Origin of the sequence: Pseudomonas sp. 18173 (assembly GCF_050432945.1) — a bacterium.
Classification (GTDB): domain Bacteria; phylum Pseudomonadota; class Gammaproteobacteria; order Pseudomonadales; family Pseudomonadaceae; genus Aquipseudomonas.
On the sequence record NZ_JBKFTN010000010.1, the window covers coordinates 194,433 to 210,090 of the forward strand.

General features: G+C 61.5%; 9 protein-coding genes and 2 pseudogenes. 9 read left to right on the forward strand and 2 right to left on the reverse strand.

Features of this window, described 5'->3' with window-relative positions:
- Positions 1–17: 17 nt before the first annotated feature.
- The 5 genes from ACLD1X_RS13970 (at position 18) to ACLD1X_RS13990 (ending at position 8,523) form a co-directional block, all read left to right on the forward strand.
- A complete protein-coding gene (locus ACLD1X_RS13970; protein ID WP_060540507.1) occupies positions 18–278 on the forward strand; it encodes a YeaC family protein in 261 nt (86 codons plus the stop codon).
- Positions 275–1,105 (forward strand): DUF2797 domain-containing protein, encoded by an 831-nt coding sequence (locus ACLD1X_RS13975; protein WP_429368485.1) that lies wholly within the window; start codon positions 275–277, stop codon positions 1,103–1,105. The genes ACLD1X_RS13970 and ACLD1X_RS13975 overlap by 4 nt, the downstream gene beginning before the upstream one ends.
- 10 nt (positions 1,106–1,115) lie before the next feature.
- Positions 1,116–3,773: an aminopeptidase N gene (gene pepN, locus ACLD1X_RS13980; protein ID WP_429368487.1), complete on the forward strand. Its 2,658-nt coding sequence runs from the start codon at positions 1,116–1,118 to the stop codon at positions 3,771–3,773.
- A 1,284-nt stretch (positions 3,774–5,057) separates the two neighbouring features.
- Positions 5,058–6,110: a WD40/YVTN/BNR-like repeat-containing protein gene (locus ACLD1X_RS13985; RefSeq protein ID WP_429368489.1), complete on the forward strand. Its 1,053-nt coding sequence runs from the start codon at positions 5,058–5,060 to the stop codon at positions 6,108–6,110.
- 28 nt (positions 6,111–6,138) lie between these two features.
- Positions 6,139–8,523 (forward strand): efflux RND transporter permease subunit, encoded by a 2,385-nt coding sequence (locus tag ACLD1X_RS13990; protein WP_429368491.1) that lies wholly within the window; start codon positions 6,139–6,141, stop codon positions 8,521–8,523.
- 90 nt (positions 8,524–8,613) lie between these two features.
- Here the strand turns inward: ACLD1X_RS13990 and ACLD1X_RS13995 are convergent, their stop codons facing one another.
- Together ACLD1X_RS13995 and ACLD1X_RS14000 are read right to left on the reverse strand one after the other, a co-directional pair.
- Positions 8,614–9,333, reverse strand: coding sequence for a FadR/GntR family transcriptional regulator (locus ACLD1X_RS13995; RefSeq protein ID WP_429368512.1), 720 nt, complete (start codon positions 9,331–9,333; stop codon positions 8,614–8,616).
- Positions 9,334–9,510: 177 nt separating this feature from the next.
- Complete coding sequence (locus ACLD1X_RS14000; protein ID WP_429368493.1) at positions 9,511–11,247, reverse strand: IlvD/Edd family dehydratase; 1,737 nt, start codon at positions 11,245–11,247, stop codon at positions 9,511–9,513.
- Between the two features lie 193 nt (positions 11,248–11,440).
- Between ACLD1X_RS14000 and ACLD1X_RS14005 the strand changes: the two genes are divergently transcribed.
- The 4 genes and pseudogenes from ACLD1X_RS14005 to ACLD1X_RS14020 all read left to right on the forward strand — a co-directional run.
- A complete protein-coding gene (locus ACLD1X_RS14005; RefSeq protein ID WP_429368495.1) occupies positions 11,441–12,763 on the forward strand; it encodes an MFS transporter in 1,323 nt (440 codons plus the stop codon).
- A 159-nt stretch (positions 12,764–12,922) separates the two neighbouring features.
- Entirely contained in the window at positions 12,923–13,915 is a 993-nt protein-coding gene (araD1, locus tag ACLD1X_RS14010; RefSeq protein WP_429368497.1) for an AraD1 family protein, read from the forward strand.
- A 10-nt stretch (positions 13,916–13,925) separates the two neighbouring features.
- Positions 13,926–14,846: pseudogene (locus ACLD1X_RS14015) on the forward strand (aldehyde dehydrogenase family protein); the annotation flags it as partial.
- Between the two features lie 117 nt (positions 14,847–14,963).
- Positions 14,964–15,629 (forward strand): annotated as a pseudogene (locus ACLD1X_RS14020) (aldehyde dehydrogenase (NADP(+))); the annotation flags it as partial.
- Between the last annotated feature and the right edge of the window lie 29 nt (positions 15,630–15,658).

Here is a 15,658-nt window from a genome sequence, read left to right on the forward strand (position 1 = left end):
AAGAGCACGGAGACCTGATGTCCTCTTTTAACGAAATGATCAAAAACATCACCCCCGATATCTACGAGAGCCTGAAGCTGGCTGTGGAAATCGGCAAGTGGTCCGACGGTGGCAAACTCACCGCCGAACAACGCGAGCTGTCGTTGCAGGCGATGATCGCCTGGGAAATCCAGAACCTGCCAGAGGACCAGCGTACCGGCTACATGGGGCCGCAGGAATGCGCCTCGAAGTCGATCGAAGTGCCGAATATCCTGTTCAAGTCGGATGCCATCCATTGATCGAGATTGGCCGCGGTGCAATCAGCAAAATGTCGGCGCGCCTTGACGGGGCGAACGTGCAATACGCTTTCCGCCTGGGCGAAACCGAGGTCCCGGTCAATCCGTTGATCGGCACCACGGTGCGCCTGGAATACCTGGGTGCGATTCACTGCATCCATTGCGGACGCAAGACCAAAACCAGTTTCAGCCAGGGTTACTGCTACCCCTGCATGACCAAACTGGCCCAGTGCGACGTGTGCATCATGAGCCCGGAGCGCTGCCACTTCGACGCCGGCACCTGCCGCGAGCCCGAATGGGGCGAGAAGTTCTGCATGACCGATCACGTGGTGTACCTGGCCAACTCGTCGGGGGTGAAAGTCGGGATTACCCGCGCCACACAGTTGCCGACCCGCTGGCTCGACCAGGGCGCGAGCCAGGCCTTGCCGATCATGCGCGTATCGACCCGGCAACAGTCCGGTTTCGTCGAGGACCTGTTCCGTAGCCAGGTGGCCGACAAGACCAATTGGCGTGCTTTGCTCAAGGGCGACGCGGCGGCCGTGAATCTGGCCGAGATCCGCGATCAGTTGTTCGACAGCTGCGCCGAAGGCCTGTTGGGGCTGCAGCAACGATTTGGTTTGCAGGCGATCCAGGCGGTTACCGATGTCGAACCGCTGGAAATCCGCTACCCGATCGAGCACTACCCGGCGAAGATCGTCAGCTTCAACCTGGACAAGAACCCGATTGCCGAAGGCACACTGATGGGGGTCAAGGGCCAGTACTTGATCTTCGACACCGGCGTGATCAACATTCGTAAATACACGGCTTACCAGCTCGCCGTGCATCAGTAAGGACTCCAGCATGCGCACCGAACAACCGAAGATGATCTACCTGAAGGACTATCAGGCACCCGAGTACCTGATCGACGAAACACACCTGACCTTCGAGTTGTTCGAGGACCACAGCCTGGTCCATGCGCAACTGGTGATGCGCCGCAATCCCGAGCGTGGCCCGGGGCTGCCGCCGCTGGTACTGGACGGCCAGCAGCTGGAGCTGTTGTCGGTCACTTTGGCCGACCAGGAGCTTTCTGCCTCGCAGTACCAGCTGACCGAGAATCACCTGACCCTGCACCCGACCAGCGCCTCCTTCACGGTCGATACCAGCGTCAGGATCCACCCGGAAACCAACACCGCGCTGGAAGGCCTGTACAAGTCCGGCACGATGTTCTGCACCCAGTGCGAGGCCGAAGGCTTTCGCAAGATCACCTATTACCTCGACCGTCCGGACGTGATGAGCACGTTCACCACCACGGTCGTCGCCGAGCAACACAGCTATCCGGTGCTGCTGTCCAACGGCAACCCGATTGCTTCCGGTCCTGGCGAAGACGGCCGGCACTGGGCGACCTGGGAAGACCCGTTCAAGAAACCGGCGTACCTGTTCGCGCTGGTGGCCGGTGACCTGTGGTGCGTCGAAGACAGCTTCACCACCATGAGCGAGCGCACTGTGGCGCTGCGCATTTACGTCGAGCCGGAAAACATCGACAAGTGCCAGCACGCCATGAACAGCCTGAAGAAGTCCATGCGTTGGGACGAAGAGGTCTACGGTCGCGAGTACGACCTGGACATCTTCATGATCGTCGCCGTGAATGACTTCAACATGGGCGCCATGGAGAACAAGGGCCTCAACATCTTCAACTCCAGCGCCGTGCTGGCCAAGGCCGAAACCGCCACCGATGCCGCGCACCAGCGGGTCGAGGCGATCGTCGCCCACGAATACTTCCACAACTGGTCGGGCAACCGCGTGACCTGCCGCGACTGGTTCCAGCTGTCGCTCAAGGAAGGCTTCACCGTGTTCCGCGATGCCGGTTTCTCCTCGGACATGAACTCGGCCACGGTCAAGCGCATCCAGGACGTGGCGTACCTGCGTACCCACCAGTTCGCCGAAGACGCCGGCCCCATGGCGCACGCCGTGCGCCCGGACAGCTTCATCGAGATTTCCAACTTCTACACCCTGACCGTGTATGAAAAGGGCTCGGAAGTGGTCGGCATGATCCACACCCTGCTCGGCGCCGAAGGCTTCCGCAAAGGCAGTGACCTGTACTTTGAACGCCATGACGGCCAGGCGGTGACCTGCGATGATTTCATCAAGGCCATGGAAGATGCCAATGGCGTCGACCTGACCCAGTTCAAGCGCTGGTACAGCCAGGCCGGTACACCGCGTCTGGCGGTGAGCGAGTCCTATGACGCGGCGGCGAAAACCTACAGCCTGACCTTCCGCCAGAGCTGCCCGCAAACCCCGGACAAGGTTGAAAAACTGCCGTTCGTGATTCCGGTCGCTCTGGGGCTGCTGGATGCCAAAGGGGCCGCGATTGCCCTGCGTCTGTCTGGTGAAGCCAGTGCGCAAGGCACCTCGCGGGTCATTTCCGTGACCGAGGCCGAGCAGACCTTCACCTTCGTCGATATCGCCGAACAGCCGCTGCCGTCGTTGCTGCGTGGTTTCTCGGCGCCGGTGAAACTGAGCTTCCCGTACAACCGCGACCAGTTGATGTTCCTGATGCAGCACGACAGCGACGGCTTCAACCGCTGGGATGCCGGTCAGCAACTGTCGGTGCAGGTGCTGCAAGAGTTGATCACCCAGCAGCAGAAGGGCGAAGCGCTGGTACTCGATCAGCGCCTGGTGTCCGCGCTGCGCACGGTGCTCGCGGATGAGTCGCTGGATCAGGCGATGGTGGCGGAAATGCTGTCGCTGCCGAGCGAAGCGTACCTGACCGAGATTAGCGAAGTGGCGGATGTCGAAGCGATTCACACCGCCCGCGAGTTTGCCCGCAAGCAACTGGCTGACGCGTTGTTCGATGGTCTGTGGCTGCGTTATCAGGCCAACCGCGAATTGTCGAAGCAGACGCCGTATGTGGCCGAGGCCGGGCATTTTGCCCGTCGTGCCTTGCAGAACATCGCGCTGTCGTACCTGATGCTCAGCGGCAAGCCGGAGGTTTTGGCGGCGACGCTGGAGCAGTTCGAGGCGTGCGACAACATGACCGAGCGCCTGACTGCACTCGCCGTGTTGGTCAATTCGCCGTTCGAAGCCGAGAAAGCCAAGGCACTGGCCAGCTTCGCCGAGCACTTCAAGGACAATCCGCTGGTCATGGATCAGTGGTTCAGTGTCCAGGCCGGCAGTGTGTTGCCGGGTGGTCTGGAGCGGGTTCGTCAGTTGATGCAGCATCCTGCGTTCAACATCAAGAATCCGAACAAGGTGCGGGCGCTGATCGGTGCGTTTGCCGGGCAGAACCTGATCAACTTCCATGCCGCCGATGGTTCGGGGTATCGCTTCTTGGCCGACCTTGTGATCGAGTTGAACGGGTTTAATCCGCAGATTGCTTCTCGGCAGTTGGCGCCTTTGACTCGCTGGCGCAAGTATGACGATGCTCGTCAGGCCTTGATGAAGGGGGAGCTGGAGCGGATTCGGGCTTCGGGGCAACTGTCTAGCGATGTGTTTGAGGTGGTCAGCAAGAGTTTGGCTTGATTTTGGCTTTTGACCTTGGCGGCCTTTGGGCCGACCAGGTTCTTGGTTGACTGTGTACATATCCGTTTCTTTGGTAACGGCCACTTATGGTTTCGCCCTTACGGCGCCTCACTTTTTTTGACAAGCGCCTCAAAAAAAGTAAGCAAAAAAAACGCTCGCCCCGAACGTCCGGCCCCTCGCCGAGGCTCGGGGTTCCTTCGCTCCGGCATTCATCCGGGTGCATTGCCCTACGGTGTGCTTCGCGGCACCTCCCTGCAATGTTTGCGGCTTCGCCACACGGCGCTACGCGCCATTCCCCGGATGAACACCTCCACTCAGCCTGCCGAGGGGGCGGGTGGCTCACGATCAAGAGCGGCAGGCGAGCTAACGCTCGGCCTGTTGAGTGGTGAAAAGCGTGGGTGTTCGCCGGTCTGCTTCGCTCTGCTTTTGCTCTTCTGTGGGAGCTGGCTTGCCAGCGATGGCGGCCTGACAGTCGACCTGAATTGCGCGGGGGTACTCAGTCCTCTGTAGGGGCGCGCTTGCTCGCGATGGACGTCAACGATGACGCGGGCTGTCTGACTGCCCGCGGTGTCCCGGCGTTTTTCGTGAGCAGGCTCGCTCCTACAGGGGGAACGCATTCATTTGTCGTCAGGTCGGCTGTCAGGCCGCCTCGGGTTAGCCGCTTACGGCCGGGGATGGCCGATCGCGGCGGGCCCAGTAGGAGCGAGCTTGCTCGCGATGGACGTCAACGATGACGCGGGCTGTCTGAATGCCCGCGGTGTCCCGGCGTTTTTCGTGAGCAGGCTCGCTCCTACAGGGGGAACGCATTCATTTGTGGTCAGGTCGGCTGTCAGGCCGCCTCGGGTTAGCCGCTTACGGCCAGGGATGGCCGATCGCGGCGGGCCCAGTAGGAGCGAGCTTGCTCGCGATAAACGGCAGAACACCGCGGGGTGTCAGGCTGCCAGCGTCATCGTTGACGACCATCGTCGGAACGCCGCCCGGAGCAAGCTCGCTCCTACAGGCTTTTCCAAGTGACCCGCCGCAAAAACGGATATGCACACCGAACCCGCAATCACCCCACCTGATACCCAATCATTCAGAACACCCCCCATCCCCCCTCGGTTAACAAAACATAACGTGGCGTCGATTGTCAGACATTAAAAAACACCGATAGGATAAGCCAGCTTCCGAAGGGGCTCTGGATTGCGGGTTTCAGGACTATGCTCTGAAACAGCGATGCAGACACGCACCCTTGCGGCGCCCAGAAAGGTTGAACGACCTAACAATAATAATGGGGGAAGGTCTATGAGTGAGCCTGTCATGGGTGTGGGTATCTGCCGCCCGCCGGCACTGCGCAAATTCGCGTTGCTGGCCACAGCGCTCTCGCTGTTGGGCTCTGCCATGCTGTCGGCACCTGCGCTGGCCGCTGCAGCGCCAGCATCCGACGTTGTTTATTCCATTGAATCTGCCAAGGCTTCCAAAAGCCTGATGCTCGATGTCGTCCACGCCGGCAAGCGCCTGGTGGCGGTCGGGGATCGTGGGCACATCCTGTATTCCGATGACCAGGGTGCCACCTGGACCCAGGCCAAGGTCCCGAGCCGGGCCCTGCTCACGTCGGTGTTCTTTGTCGATGACAAGCACGGCTGGGCCGTCGGCCATGACGCGCAGATCCTCGCCAGCGAGGACGGCGGTACGACCTGGACCCGTCAATTCGAAGATCTGAAACGCGAATCGCCGCTGCTCGATGTCTGGTTCAAGGACGTCGACAGCGGCTTTGCCGTGGGCGCTTATGGTTCGTTGATGGCCACCACCGATGGTGGAAAAAACTGGGAAGACGTCAGCGACCGCCTGGACAACGAAGACCAGTACCACCTGAACGCGATTGCCGCGGTCAAGGACGCCGGGCTGTTCATCGTCGGCGAGCAGGGCAGCATGTTCCGCTCCGCCGACTGGGGTCAGACCTGGGAGAAACTCGAAGGTCCGTACGAAGGCTCGCTGTTTGGCGTGATCGGCACGGCACAGCCCAATACGCTGCTGGCCTACGGACTGCGCGGCAACCTTTATCGTTCCACGGATTTCGGCAGCACCTGGGAGCAGGTCGAGCTCAAGGCCGAGCGGGGCGACCTGGAGTTCGGGCTGTCCGGCGGCACGCTGCTCGACGATGGTTCCATCGTGATCGTCGGCAACGGCGGTTCGGTGATTCGCAGCAGCGACGATGGCGAAACCTTCAAGGTGGTCAACCGTCCGGACCGTATTTCGGTTTCGGCAGTGACTGCGGCAGGCAATGGCAATCTGGTTCTGGCCGGGCAGGGCGGCGTTCGCGTCACTTCGCCGAGCGGCACCGAGTCGGGCAAATGAGCCGGGTTAATAATAAGAAGGCGGGGCTATGACTTCCTTGAGTACTCATCACCAGGACAAGGCGACGTTCCTCGAGCGCCTGATCTTCAACAACCGCCCGGCAGTGATCACGATCTGCCTGCTGGTCAGCATTTTCCTGTTCTGGCAGGCCACGCTGATTCGTCCGTCCACCAGTTTCGAAAAGATGATCCCGCTGGAGCATCCCTTCATCCAGAAGATGATGGAGCACCGCAATGACCTGACGAACCTGGGCAATACCGTGCGGATTTCGGTGGAAGCCACCGATGGCGACATCTTCTCCAAGGAGTACATGGAGACCCTGCGTCAGATCAACGACGAGGTGTTCTACATCTCCGGTGTCGATCGTTCCGGCCTCAAGTCGCTGTGGAGCCCCAGCGTACGCTGGACCGAAGTGACGGAAGAGGGCTTCGCCGGCGGTGAAGTGATTCCGCAGAGCTACAACGGTTCCCAGGCCAGCCTCGACCTGCTGCGCAACAACGTGCTCAAGTCCGGGCAGATCGGGCGGCTGGTGGCCAACGACTTCAAGTCGAGCATCGTCGATATCCCGTTGCTGGAGTCCTACCCGGACCCGCAAGACCAGGGCAAGCTGCTGGCGCTGGACTATCGCAAGTTCTCCCACGAGCTTGAAGACAAGATCCGCACCAAGTTCGAAGTACAGAACCCCAACGTGAAGATCCACATCGTCGGTTTCGCCAAGAAAGTCGGCGACCTGATCGATGGCCTGGTGATGGTGGTGATGTTCTTCGGAATCGCCTTTGTCATCACCCTGATCCTCCTGCTGTGGTTCACCAACTGCCTGCGCAGTACCGTCGCCGTGTTGAGCACGACGTTGGTGGCGGTGGTCTGGCAACTGGGGTTGATGCACTTCTTCGGTTTCGGGCTCGACCCCTATTCGATGCTGGTGCCGTTCCTGATCTTCGCCATCGGTATTTCCCACGGCGTACAGAAGATCAACGGCATCGCCCTGCAATCGAGTGAGGCGGACAACGCCCTGACGGCGGCACGGCGGACGTTCCGTCAACTGTTCCTGCCAGGGATGATCGCGATCCTCGCCGATGCCGTGGGTTTCATCACGCTGCTGATCATCGATATCGGCGTGATCCGTGAACTGGCGATTGGCGCGTCCATCGGCGTGGCGGTGATCGTGTTCACCAACCTGATCCTGCTGCCGGTGGCGATTTCCTATGTCGGCATCAGCAAGCGTGCCGTGGCCCGCAGCAAGAAGGACGCAACCCGCGAACATCCGTTCTGGCGCCTGCTGGCGAATTTCGCCAGCGCCAAAGTCGCACCGGTTTCCATTCTGCTGGCGCTGATCGCCTTTGGCGGCGGCCTCTGGTACAGCCAGAACCTGAAGATCGGCGACCTCGACCAGGGTGCCCCGGAGCTGCGTCCGGACTCGCGCTACAACAAGGACAACAACTTCATCATCAACAACTACTCCACCAGTTCCGATGTGTTGGTGGTGATGGTCAAGACCAAGGCCGAAGGGTGCTCGCGCTACGAAGCCATGGCGCCGATCGACGAGTTGATGTGGAAGATGCAGAACACCGAGGGCGTGCAGTCGGCAATCTCGCTGGTGACCGTGTCCAAGCAGATGATCAAGGGCATGAACGAGGGCAACCTGAAATGGGAAACCCTGTCGCGTAACCCGGATGTGCTGAACAACTCCATTGCCCGCGCTGACGGCCTGTACAACAACAGCTGTTCCCTGGCGCCGGTGCTGGTGTTCCTCAACGACCACAAGGCCGAAACCCTGGATCGCGCAGTGCATGCGGTGCAGGAGTTCGCCAAGGAAAACAACAAGGAAGGCCTGGAGTTCATCCTCGCGGCCGGTAACGCCGGTATCGAGGCGGCCACCAACGAGGTGATCAAGAAGTCCGAGCTGACCATCCTGATCCTGGTGTACATCTGCGTTGCAGTCATGTGCATGATCACCTTCCGCTCCTGGGCGGCGACCCTGTGCATCGTGCTGCCGCTGGTGCTGACCTCGGTACTCGGCAACGCCCTGATGGCCTTCATGGGCATCGGCGTGAAAGTCGCGACCTTGCCGGTCGTGGCGCTTGGGGTGGGGATCGGCGTGGACTACGGCATCTACATCTACAGCCGCCTGGAAAGCTTCCTGCGTGCCGGCCTGCCGCTGCAAGAAGCGTACTACCAGACGCTGAAGTCCACCGGTAAAGCAGTGCTGTTCACCGGCCTGTGCCTGGCCATCGGCGTGTGCACCTGGATCTTCTCGGCCATCAAGTTCCAGGCCGACATGGGTCTGATGCTGACCTTCATGCTGTTGTGGAACATGTTCGGTGCACTGTGGCTGTTGCCGGCACTGGCGCGGTTCCTGATCAAGCCTGAGAAGCTGGCGGGGCAGAAGGGCAACTCGTTGTTCGCCCACTGATCGAGGCTGAAATGAAAAAGCCGCAACCTCAGGGTTGCGGCTTTTTTGTGCCTCGAATTTCACTCTGACCCTTTGTGGGTTGTTCGACGGTCAGGAAGGATCGCTACCCAGCACCACATTCAACGCACTGCGCGCATCATCCAGTTGCACCAGCGTCGCATGCCGCGCGCCGAGGGCGTCGCGGTTTTCGATGGCGGTCAGGATCGCCTTGTGCCGGGGCAGCGCCAGTTCATGCAGGTTCGGTCGCTGGTTCGAGTGCTTCAGGGCTTCGGCGATGGCCACCGAGAGCATGTTGCACAAATTGGCCAGCAAGTCGTTGTGCGTGGCATCGGCGATGCGACTGTGGAAGTCCAGGTCAGGCTGCAACAGCGCCTCCGGCGTCGGCGCGGCTTCCATGCGCTGGTAGGCTTCAGCGATGGAGGCAATGTCCGCTTCGGTGGCGAACTGTGCGGCGAGGGCGGCAGCGGCCGGTTCGATGATGCTGCGCACACTGGTCAGCAGGTCGAAGAACTGATTCTGTGGACTGCTCTGCATCAGCCAGTGCAGCACGTCCGGATCGAGCATGTGCCAGTCCTTGCGGGGCTTGACCACGGTGCCGACGCGCGGGCGGGAATACACCAGGCCCTTGGCAACCAGTACCCGGGTGGCTTCTCGCAGCACCGGTCGGCTGACCGCATATTCTTCGCACAACAGCGCTTCGGCGGGCAGTTTGTCGTCCGGCAGGAAACGCCCCGAGACGATCTGCATCCCCAGTTCCTGGACGATGCGCGAGTGCATGCTTTTGCGGTCGGAAGGTTTGCGGTAATCCATGGGGAACGGCGCGGTCCTGTGCAATGAGGTGTCGCGCATGATAGCAGGCGCGGCGAGTCGACTGTAGGAGCGAGCTCGCTCGCGATGGACGTCAACGATAACGTGGGGAACCTGACACCCCGAGGCGGTCTCGGGTCCATCGCGAGCAAGCTCGCTCCTACAGGGGGGGCGGTGGGGTTAGTGGGAGTGGCGCGGCACTTCGGCGCCGCGGCAGCCGACCAGGAAGTCGAAGTCGCAACCCTGGTCCGCCTGCAGCACGTGGTCGATGTACAGCTGGCGGTAGCCACCCACCAGCAACTGCTGTGGCGGTTGCAGGTCGGCCATGCGCGCGGCCAGTTCGGCATCGGGTATGTCCAGGTGCAAGCGGCCGCTGGCGCAATCGAGTTCGATCCAGTCACCTTCCTTCACCGCGGCCAGCGGTCCGCCGGCGGCGGCTTCGGGGGCGACGTGCAGGACAACGGTACCGTATGCAGTGCCACTCATGCGCGCATCGGAAATCCGCACCATGTCGGTCACGCCCTGGGCCAGCAGCTTGGCCGGCAAGCCCATGTTGCCCACTTCGGCCATGCCTGGATAACCCTTCGGCCCGCAGTTTTTCATCACCAGGATCGAGTCGGCATCCACGTCCAGTTCCGGGTCGTTGATTCGCGCCTTGTACATGTCGAAGTTCTCGAACACCACCGCGCGGCCGCGATGCTGCATCAGTTCGGGGGTGGCGGCGGACGGCTTGAGCACAGCGCCCAACGGTGCCAGGTTGCCGCGCAGCACACAGATGCCACCATCGGCGCGGATCGGGTTGTCGAGGGTGCGGATCACTTCGTCCTCGCCATAGATCGGTGCGTCCCTGGTGTTCTCGCCGATGGACTTGCCGTTGACGGTCAAGGCGTTCGGGTTCGGGATCAGATTGGCCTCGCCAAGGCGGCGCAGCACCGCTGGCAAACCGCCGGCGTAGTAGAACTCTTCCATCAGGAAGCGCCCCGACGGTTGCAGGTCGACGATGGTCGGCATGCCGCGACCGATACGGGTCCAGTCATCCAGGTCCAGCTCCACGCCGATGCGCCCGGCGATTGCCTTGAGGTGGATCACTGCGTTGGTCGAACCGCCGATGGCGGCGTTGACCCGAATGGCATTTTCGAAGGCTTCCTTGGTGAGGATCTTCGACAGTTTCAAGTCTTCGCGCACCATCTCCACGGCACGCATGCCGGACATGTGCGCCAACACGTAGCGGCGCGCATCCACGGCGGGAATCGCCGCGTTGTGGGGCAGGGAGGTACCGAGCGCTTCGGCCATGCAGGCCATGGTCGAGGCGGTGCCCATGGTGTTGCAGGTGCCGGCCGAACGGGACATGCCACCCTCGGCCGCAAGGAAGTCATCGATGCTGATGGTGCCGGCCTTGACCTGTTCGCTGAGCTGCCAGACCACGGTGCCGGAGCCAATGTCCTTGCCCTTGTGCTTGCCGTTGAGCATCGGCCCGCCGGTGACGACGATGGCCGGTACGTCGCAACTGGCGGCGCCCATCAATAGCGCCGGGGTGGTCTTGTCGCAGCCGGTCAGCAGCACGACGCCATCGATCGGGTTGCCGCGAATGGCTTCCTCCACGTCCATGCTCGCCAGGTTGCGGGTGAGCATGGCGGTCGGGCGCAGGTTCGATTCGCCGTTGGAGAACACCGGAAACTCCACCGGGAAGCCCCCGGCCTCGATCACTCCGCGTTTGACGTGCTCGGCAATCTGGCGGAAGTGCGCGTTGCACGGGGTCAGTTCCGACCAGGTGTTGCAGATGCCGATGATCGGCTTGCCATGGAACTGGTGGTCGGCGATGCCCTGATTCTTCATCCAGCTGCGGTACATGAAGCCGTTCTTGTCGGCGGTGCCAAACCATTGGGCCGAGCGCAGGGTGGGTTTCTTATCAGACATGATCGATTCTCTTATTGTATGACTATATTGTTCGTGGTTGGCGTAACATAAGCGCAAATTGCACTGTTTGGAAGTGTTGTTGAGTAAATAGTATTACTATATAGTCCGCTCAAACGGAGGGATGGTCCTGGTGAACATTTCGCGAGAGGCGTCCCCCGAGGTTCCATAACAACAACAATCGGAGACCGATCTCATGAGCCAGGAACTGCGGCTTATCCGTCGCATCACGCTGAAACTGATTCCCTTCCTGATCCTGCTGTATCTGATCGCCTATGTGGACCGCTCCGCCGTGGGGTTTGCCAAGCTGCACATGGGTGCCGACATCGGCCTGGGCGATGCGGCCTACGGCCTCGGCGCCGGGCTGTTCTTCATTGGTTACTTCCTGCTGGAAATCCCCAGCAACCTGATGCTCGACCGCTTCGGCGCCCGACGCTGGTTCGCCCGGATCATGGTCACCTGGGGCGCCATCACCATCGGCATGGCGTTCGTCCAGGGGCCGAACAGCTTCTATGTGATGCGTTTCCTGCTCGGTGCAGCCGAGGCCGGGTTCTTTCCGGGTGTCCTGTACTACATCACCCAATGGTTCCCGGTACGTCATCGCGGCAAGATCCTCGGGTTGTTCATCCTGTCGCAACCCATTGCGATGATGATCACCGGCCCGGTGTCCGGTGGCTTGCTGGGCATGGACGGCGTGTTGGGGCTGCACGGCTGGCAGTGGCTGTTCATCGTCATCGGCACCCCGGCGATCCTGTTGACCTGGCCGGTGCTGCGTTACCTGCCGGACGGCCCGCAACAAGTGCAGTGGATGGACCAGGCGGAAAAGGACTGGCTCAGTGGCGAGCTGAAAAAGGATCTGGACGCGTATGGCCAGACCCGCCACGGCAATCCGCTGCACGCCCTCAAGGACAAGCGCGTCCTGCTGTTGGCGCTGTTCTACCTGCCGGTGACGTTGAGCATCTATGGCCTGGGCCTGTGGCTGCCGACCTTGATCAAGCAGTTCGGCGGCAGCGACCTGGTGACCGGTTTCGTTTCCGCGGTGCCGTACATTTTTGGGATCATCGGCCTGCTGATCATTCCGCGCAGTTCCGATCGTTTGAATGACCGCTACGGCCACCTCGCCGTGCTTTACGTACTGGGTGCGATCGGACTGTTCCTCAGCGCCTGGCTGTCGGTGCCGGTGCTGCAACTGGCGGCGTTGTGCCTGGTGGCATTCGCGCTGTTCTCCTGCACGGCGGTGTTCTGGACCTTGCCGGGCCGCTTCTTTGCCGGCGCCAGTGCGGCGGCGGGGATCGCCTTGATCAACTCGGTGGGCAACCTCGGCGGCTACCTCGGTCCGTTCGTGATCGGCGCACTCAAGGAATACACCGGCAACCTGGCGTCGGGCCTGTACTTCCTGTCCGGGGTGATGGTGTTCGGGTTGGTGTTGACTGGTGTGGTGTATCGCTTGCTGGAACGCAAACACGTTCTGCCAGCCGATGAGTTTGCGGCGAGTGCGCGTGGGGCGTCGCGTACCTGATTCTGAGATTCAACACCGATCAACTGTGGGAGCGAGCCTGCTCGCGAATGCAATTGGACATTCAGCATTGATGTTGGCTGCCACACCGCTTTCGCGAGCAGGCTCGCTCCCACATGGGTTTTGCATTGATTTGAAGTTTTGGTTTACAGGAGAAAATTCATGCGTTTGGTTCAGTTCGAATTGAGTAACGGCGAACGCCGTGTCGGCGTTGTCGAGGCCGGCCTGGTGCGTGAAGTGCAGGACGCGCGCACGGTTCGCGACCTGGCATTGGCGGCGATCGAGGCCGGCGCCAGCCTTGAGCAACAGGTGCAAGGTCTGGGGCTGGGCATCAGCCATGACTATGCCGAGCTGCTGACGAAACAGCGCATCCTGCCGCCGCTGGATCATCCGGACCCGGCGCACATGCTCATCAGCGGCACCGGCCTGACCCATCTGGGTAGCGCGTCGGCGCGGGACAAGATGCATCAGCAAGGTGGCGACGAAGCGGCGATGACCGACACCATGCGCATTTTCAAATGGGGCGTGGAGGGCGGCAAACCGGCGGCGGATGAAGCAGGTGTGCAACCGGAATGGTTCTACAAGGGCGATGGCAGCATTGTCGTAAGGCCGGGCCAACCCTTTGCACTGCCGCCATTCGCCGAAGACGCCGGTGAAGAGCCCGAGATCAGTGGCCTGTACGTGATCGGTCGTGACCGCAAACCGTATCGCCTGGGCTTTGCCGTGGGCAACGAATTCTCCGATCACGTCATGGAGCGCAAGAACTACCTGTACCTGGCTCACTCGAAGCTGCGCAGTTGCAGCTATGGCCCGGAACTGCGGGTCGGCGAACTGCCGCAGCATCTGGCGGGCACCAGTCGCATCCTGCGCGACGGCCAAGTGCTGTGGCAGAACGAGTTTCTCAGTGGCGAGGCGAACATGTGCCACAGCCTCGCCAATCTGGAATTCCACCATTTCAAGTACAGCCAGTTCCTGCGCCCGGGGGATGTGCACGTTCACTTCTTCGGCACCGCGACCCTGTCTTTTGCCGATGGCATTCGCACGCAACCGGGTGACGTGTTCGAGATCACCCAGGCCGAATTCGGCGCGCCGTTGATCAACGGCATCGCACCGGTCGCAGCGGCTTTCGAACCCGGCACCGTCGGCACACTTTGAGGACTTACCCATGACCCGGATTCTTGGTCACAACTACATCGGCGGCCAACGCAGCGCTGCCGGCAGCATCAAGCTGCAGAGTGTCGATGCGACGACGGGCGAGGCCTTGCCCCACGATTTTTATCAGGCGACAGCGCAGGAAGTCGCTGCGGCGGCCACTGCTGCGGCGTCCGCGTATCCGGCCTATCGCAGCCTGAGTGCGGAGCGACGGGCGCAGTTTCTCGATGCGATTGCCGATGAGCTGGATGCCCTCGGTGATGATTTTGTCGCTGTGGTCTGCCGCGAAACGGCGTTGCCCGCAGGGCGGATTCAAGGCGAGCGTGGACGTACCAGCGGGCAGATGCGCCTGTTTGCCAAAGTGCTGCGTCGCGGTGATTTCTACGGCGCACGGATCGACCGGGCCTTACCGGAGCGTCAACCGTTGCCGCGTCCGGACCTGCGTCAATACCGTATCGGCCTCGGGCCGGTGGCGGTGTTCGGTGCCAGCAACTTTCCGCTGGCGTTCTCCACCGCTGGCGGTGATACCGCATCGGCGCTGGCCGCCGGGTGCCCGGTGGTGTTCAAGGCCCACAGCGGTCACATGGCCACGGCCGAGCAGGTGGCCGACGCAATCGTTCGTGCCGCGGAAAAAACCGGTATGCCGGCAGGCGTGTTCAACATGATCTACGGCGCGGGTGTCGGCGAGGCACTGGTCAAGCATCCGGCGATTCAGGCCGTGGGTTTCACCGGTTCGCTCAAGGGCGGTCGAGCCTTGTGCGACATGGCCGCGGCACGTGCGCAACCGATTCCGGTGTTCGCCGAGATGTCGAGCATCAACCCGGTGATCGTATTGCCCGAGGCGTTGCAGGCGCGGGCGGATACGATCGCCCGGGACCTCACGGCGTCGGTGGTTCAGGGCTGCGGGCAGTTCTGTACCAATCCCGGTTTGGTGATCGGCATTCGTTCNATCGTATTGCCCGAGGCGTTGCAGGCGCGGGCGGATACGATCGCCCGGGACCTCACGGCGTCGGTGGTTCAGGGCTGCGGGCAGTTCTGTACCAATCCCGGTTTGGTGATCGGCATTCGTTCTGCGTCGTTCAGCGCATTTGTGCAGCAAGTAGCCGGGTTGATGGGGGACCAGCCGGCGCAAACCATGCTCAACAGCGGCACCTTGGGCAGCTATGGCCAGGGCTTGCAAAAACTCCTCGCGCATCCCGGCATCAAGCACCTGGCCGGTCATCCGCAGCTGGGCAACCAGGCGCAGCCGCAGCTGTTCAAGGCCGATGTCAGCTTGCTGATCGACGGCGATGAAGTACTGCAGGAGGAAGTGTTCGGTCCGACCACCGTGGTGGTTGAAGTGGCCGATCACACGCAACTGATGGCTGCCTTGAATGGCCTGCACGGCCAATTGACCGCCACCCTCATTGGCGAGCCGGAAGACTTCGAAGAGTTCACCGGGCTGACGGCGATGCTGGAACAGAAGGTCGGGCGAATCCTGCTCAACGGCTATCCGACCGGTGTGGAAGTCTGTGATTCGATGGTCCACGGCGGGCCTTACCCGGCAACCTCCGATGCACGTGGTACGTCGGTGGGCACGCTGGCCATCGATCGTTTCCTGCGACCGGTGTGCTTCCAGAACTACCCCGACAATTTGCTGCCGGATGCGCTGAAGAACGGCAATCCGCTGCGTATCCAGCGACTGGTGGATGGCCAGCCATCGCGTGAGGCGTTGTAACAGACAAACACCATCCCTGTGGGAGCGGG

Bases quoted from the DNA above. Each gene is read 5' to 3' on its own strand.
- ACLD1X_RS13995 (WP_429368512.1), bottom strand. From the start codon at position 9,333: ATGGATTACCGCAAACCTTCCGACCGCAAAAGCATGCACTCGCGCATC.
- pepN (WP_429368487.1), top strand. From the start codon at position 1,116: ATGCGCACCGAACAACCGAAGATGATCTACCTGAAGGACTATCAGGCA.
- araD1 (WP_429368497.1), top strand. From the start codon at position 12,923: ATGCGTTTGGTTCAGTTCGAATTGAGTAACGGCGAACGCCGTGTCGGC.
- ACLD1X_RS14000 (WP_429368493.1), bottom strand. From the start codon at position 11,247: ATGTCTGATAAGAAACCCACCCTGCGCTCGGCCCAATGGTTTGGCACC.
- ACLD1X_RS13990 (WP_429368491.1), top strand. From the start codon at position 6,139: ATGACTTCCTTGAGTACTCATCACCAGGACAAGGCGACGTTCCTCGAG.
- ACLD1X_RS13985 (WP_429368489.1), top strand. From the start codon at position 5,058: ATGAGTGAGCCTGTCATGGGTGTGGGTATCTGCCGCCCGCCGGCACTG.
- ACLD1X_RS13970 (WP_060540507.1), top strand. From the start codon at position 18: ATGTCCTCTTTTAACGAAATGATCAAAAACATCACCCCCGATATCTAC.
- ACLD1X_RS14005 (WP_429368495.1), top strand. From the start codon at position 11,441: ATGAGCCAGGAACTGCGGCTTATCCGTCGCATCACGCTGAAACTGATT.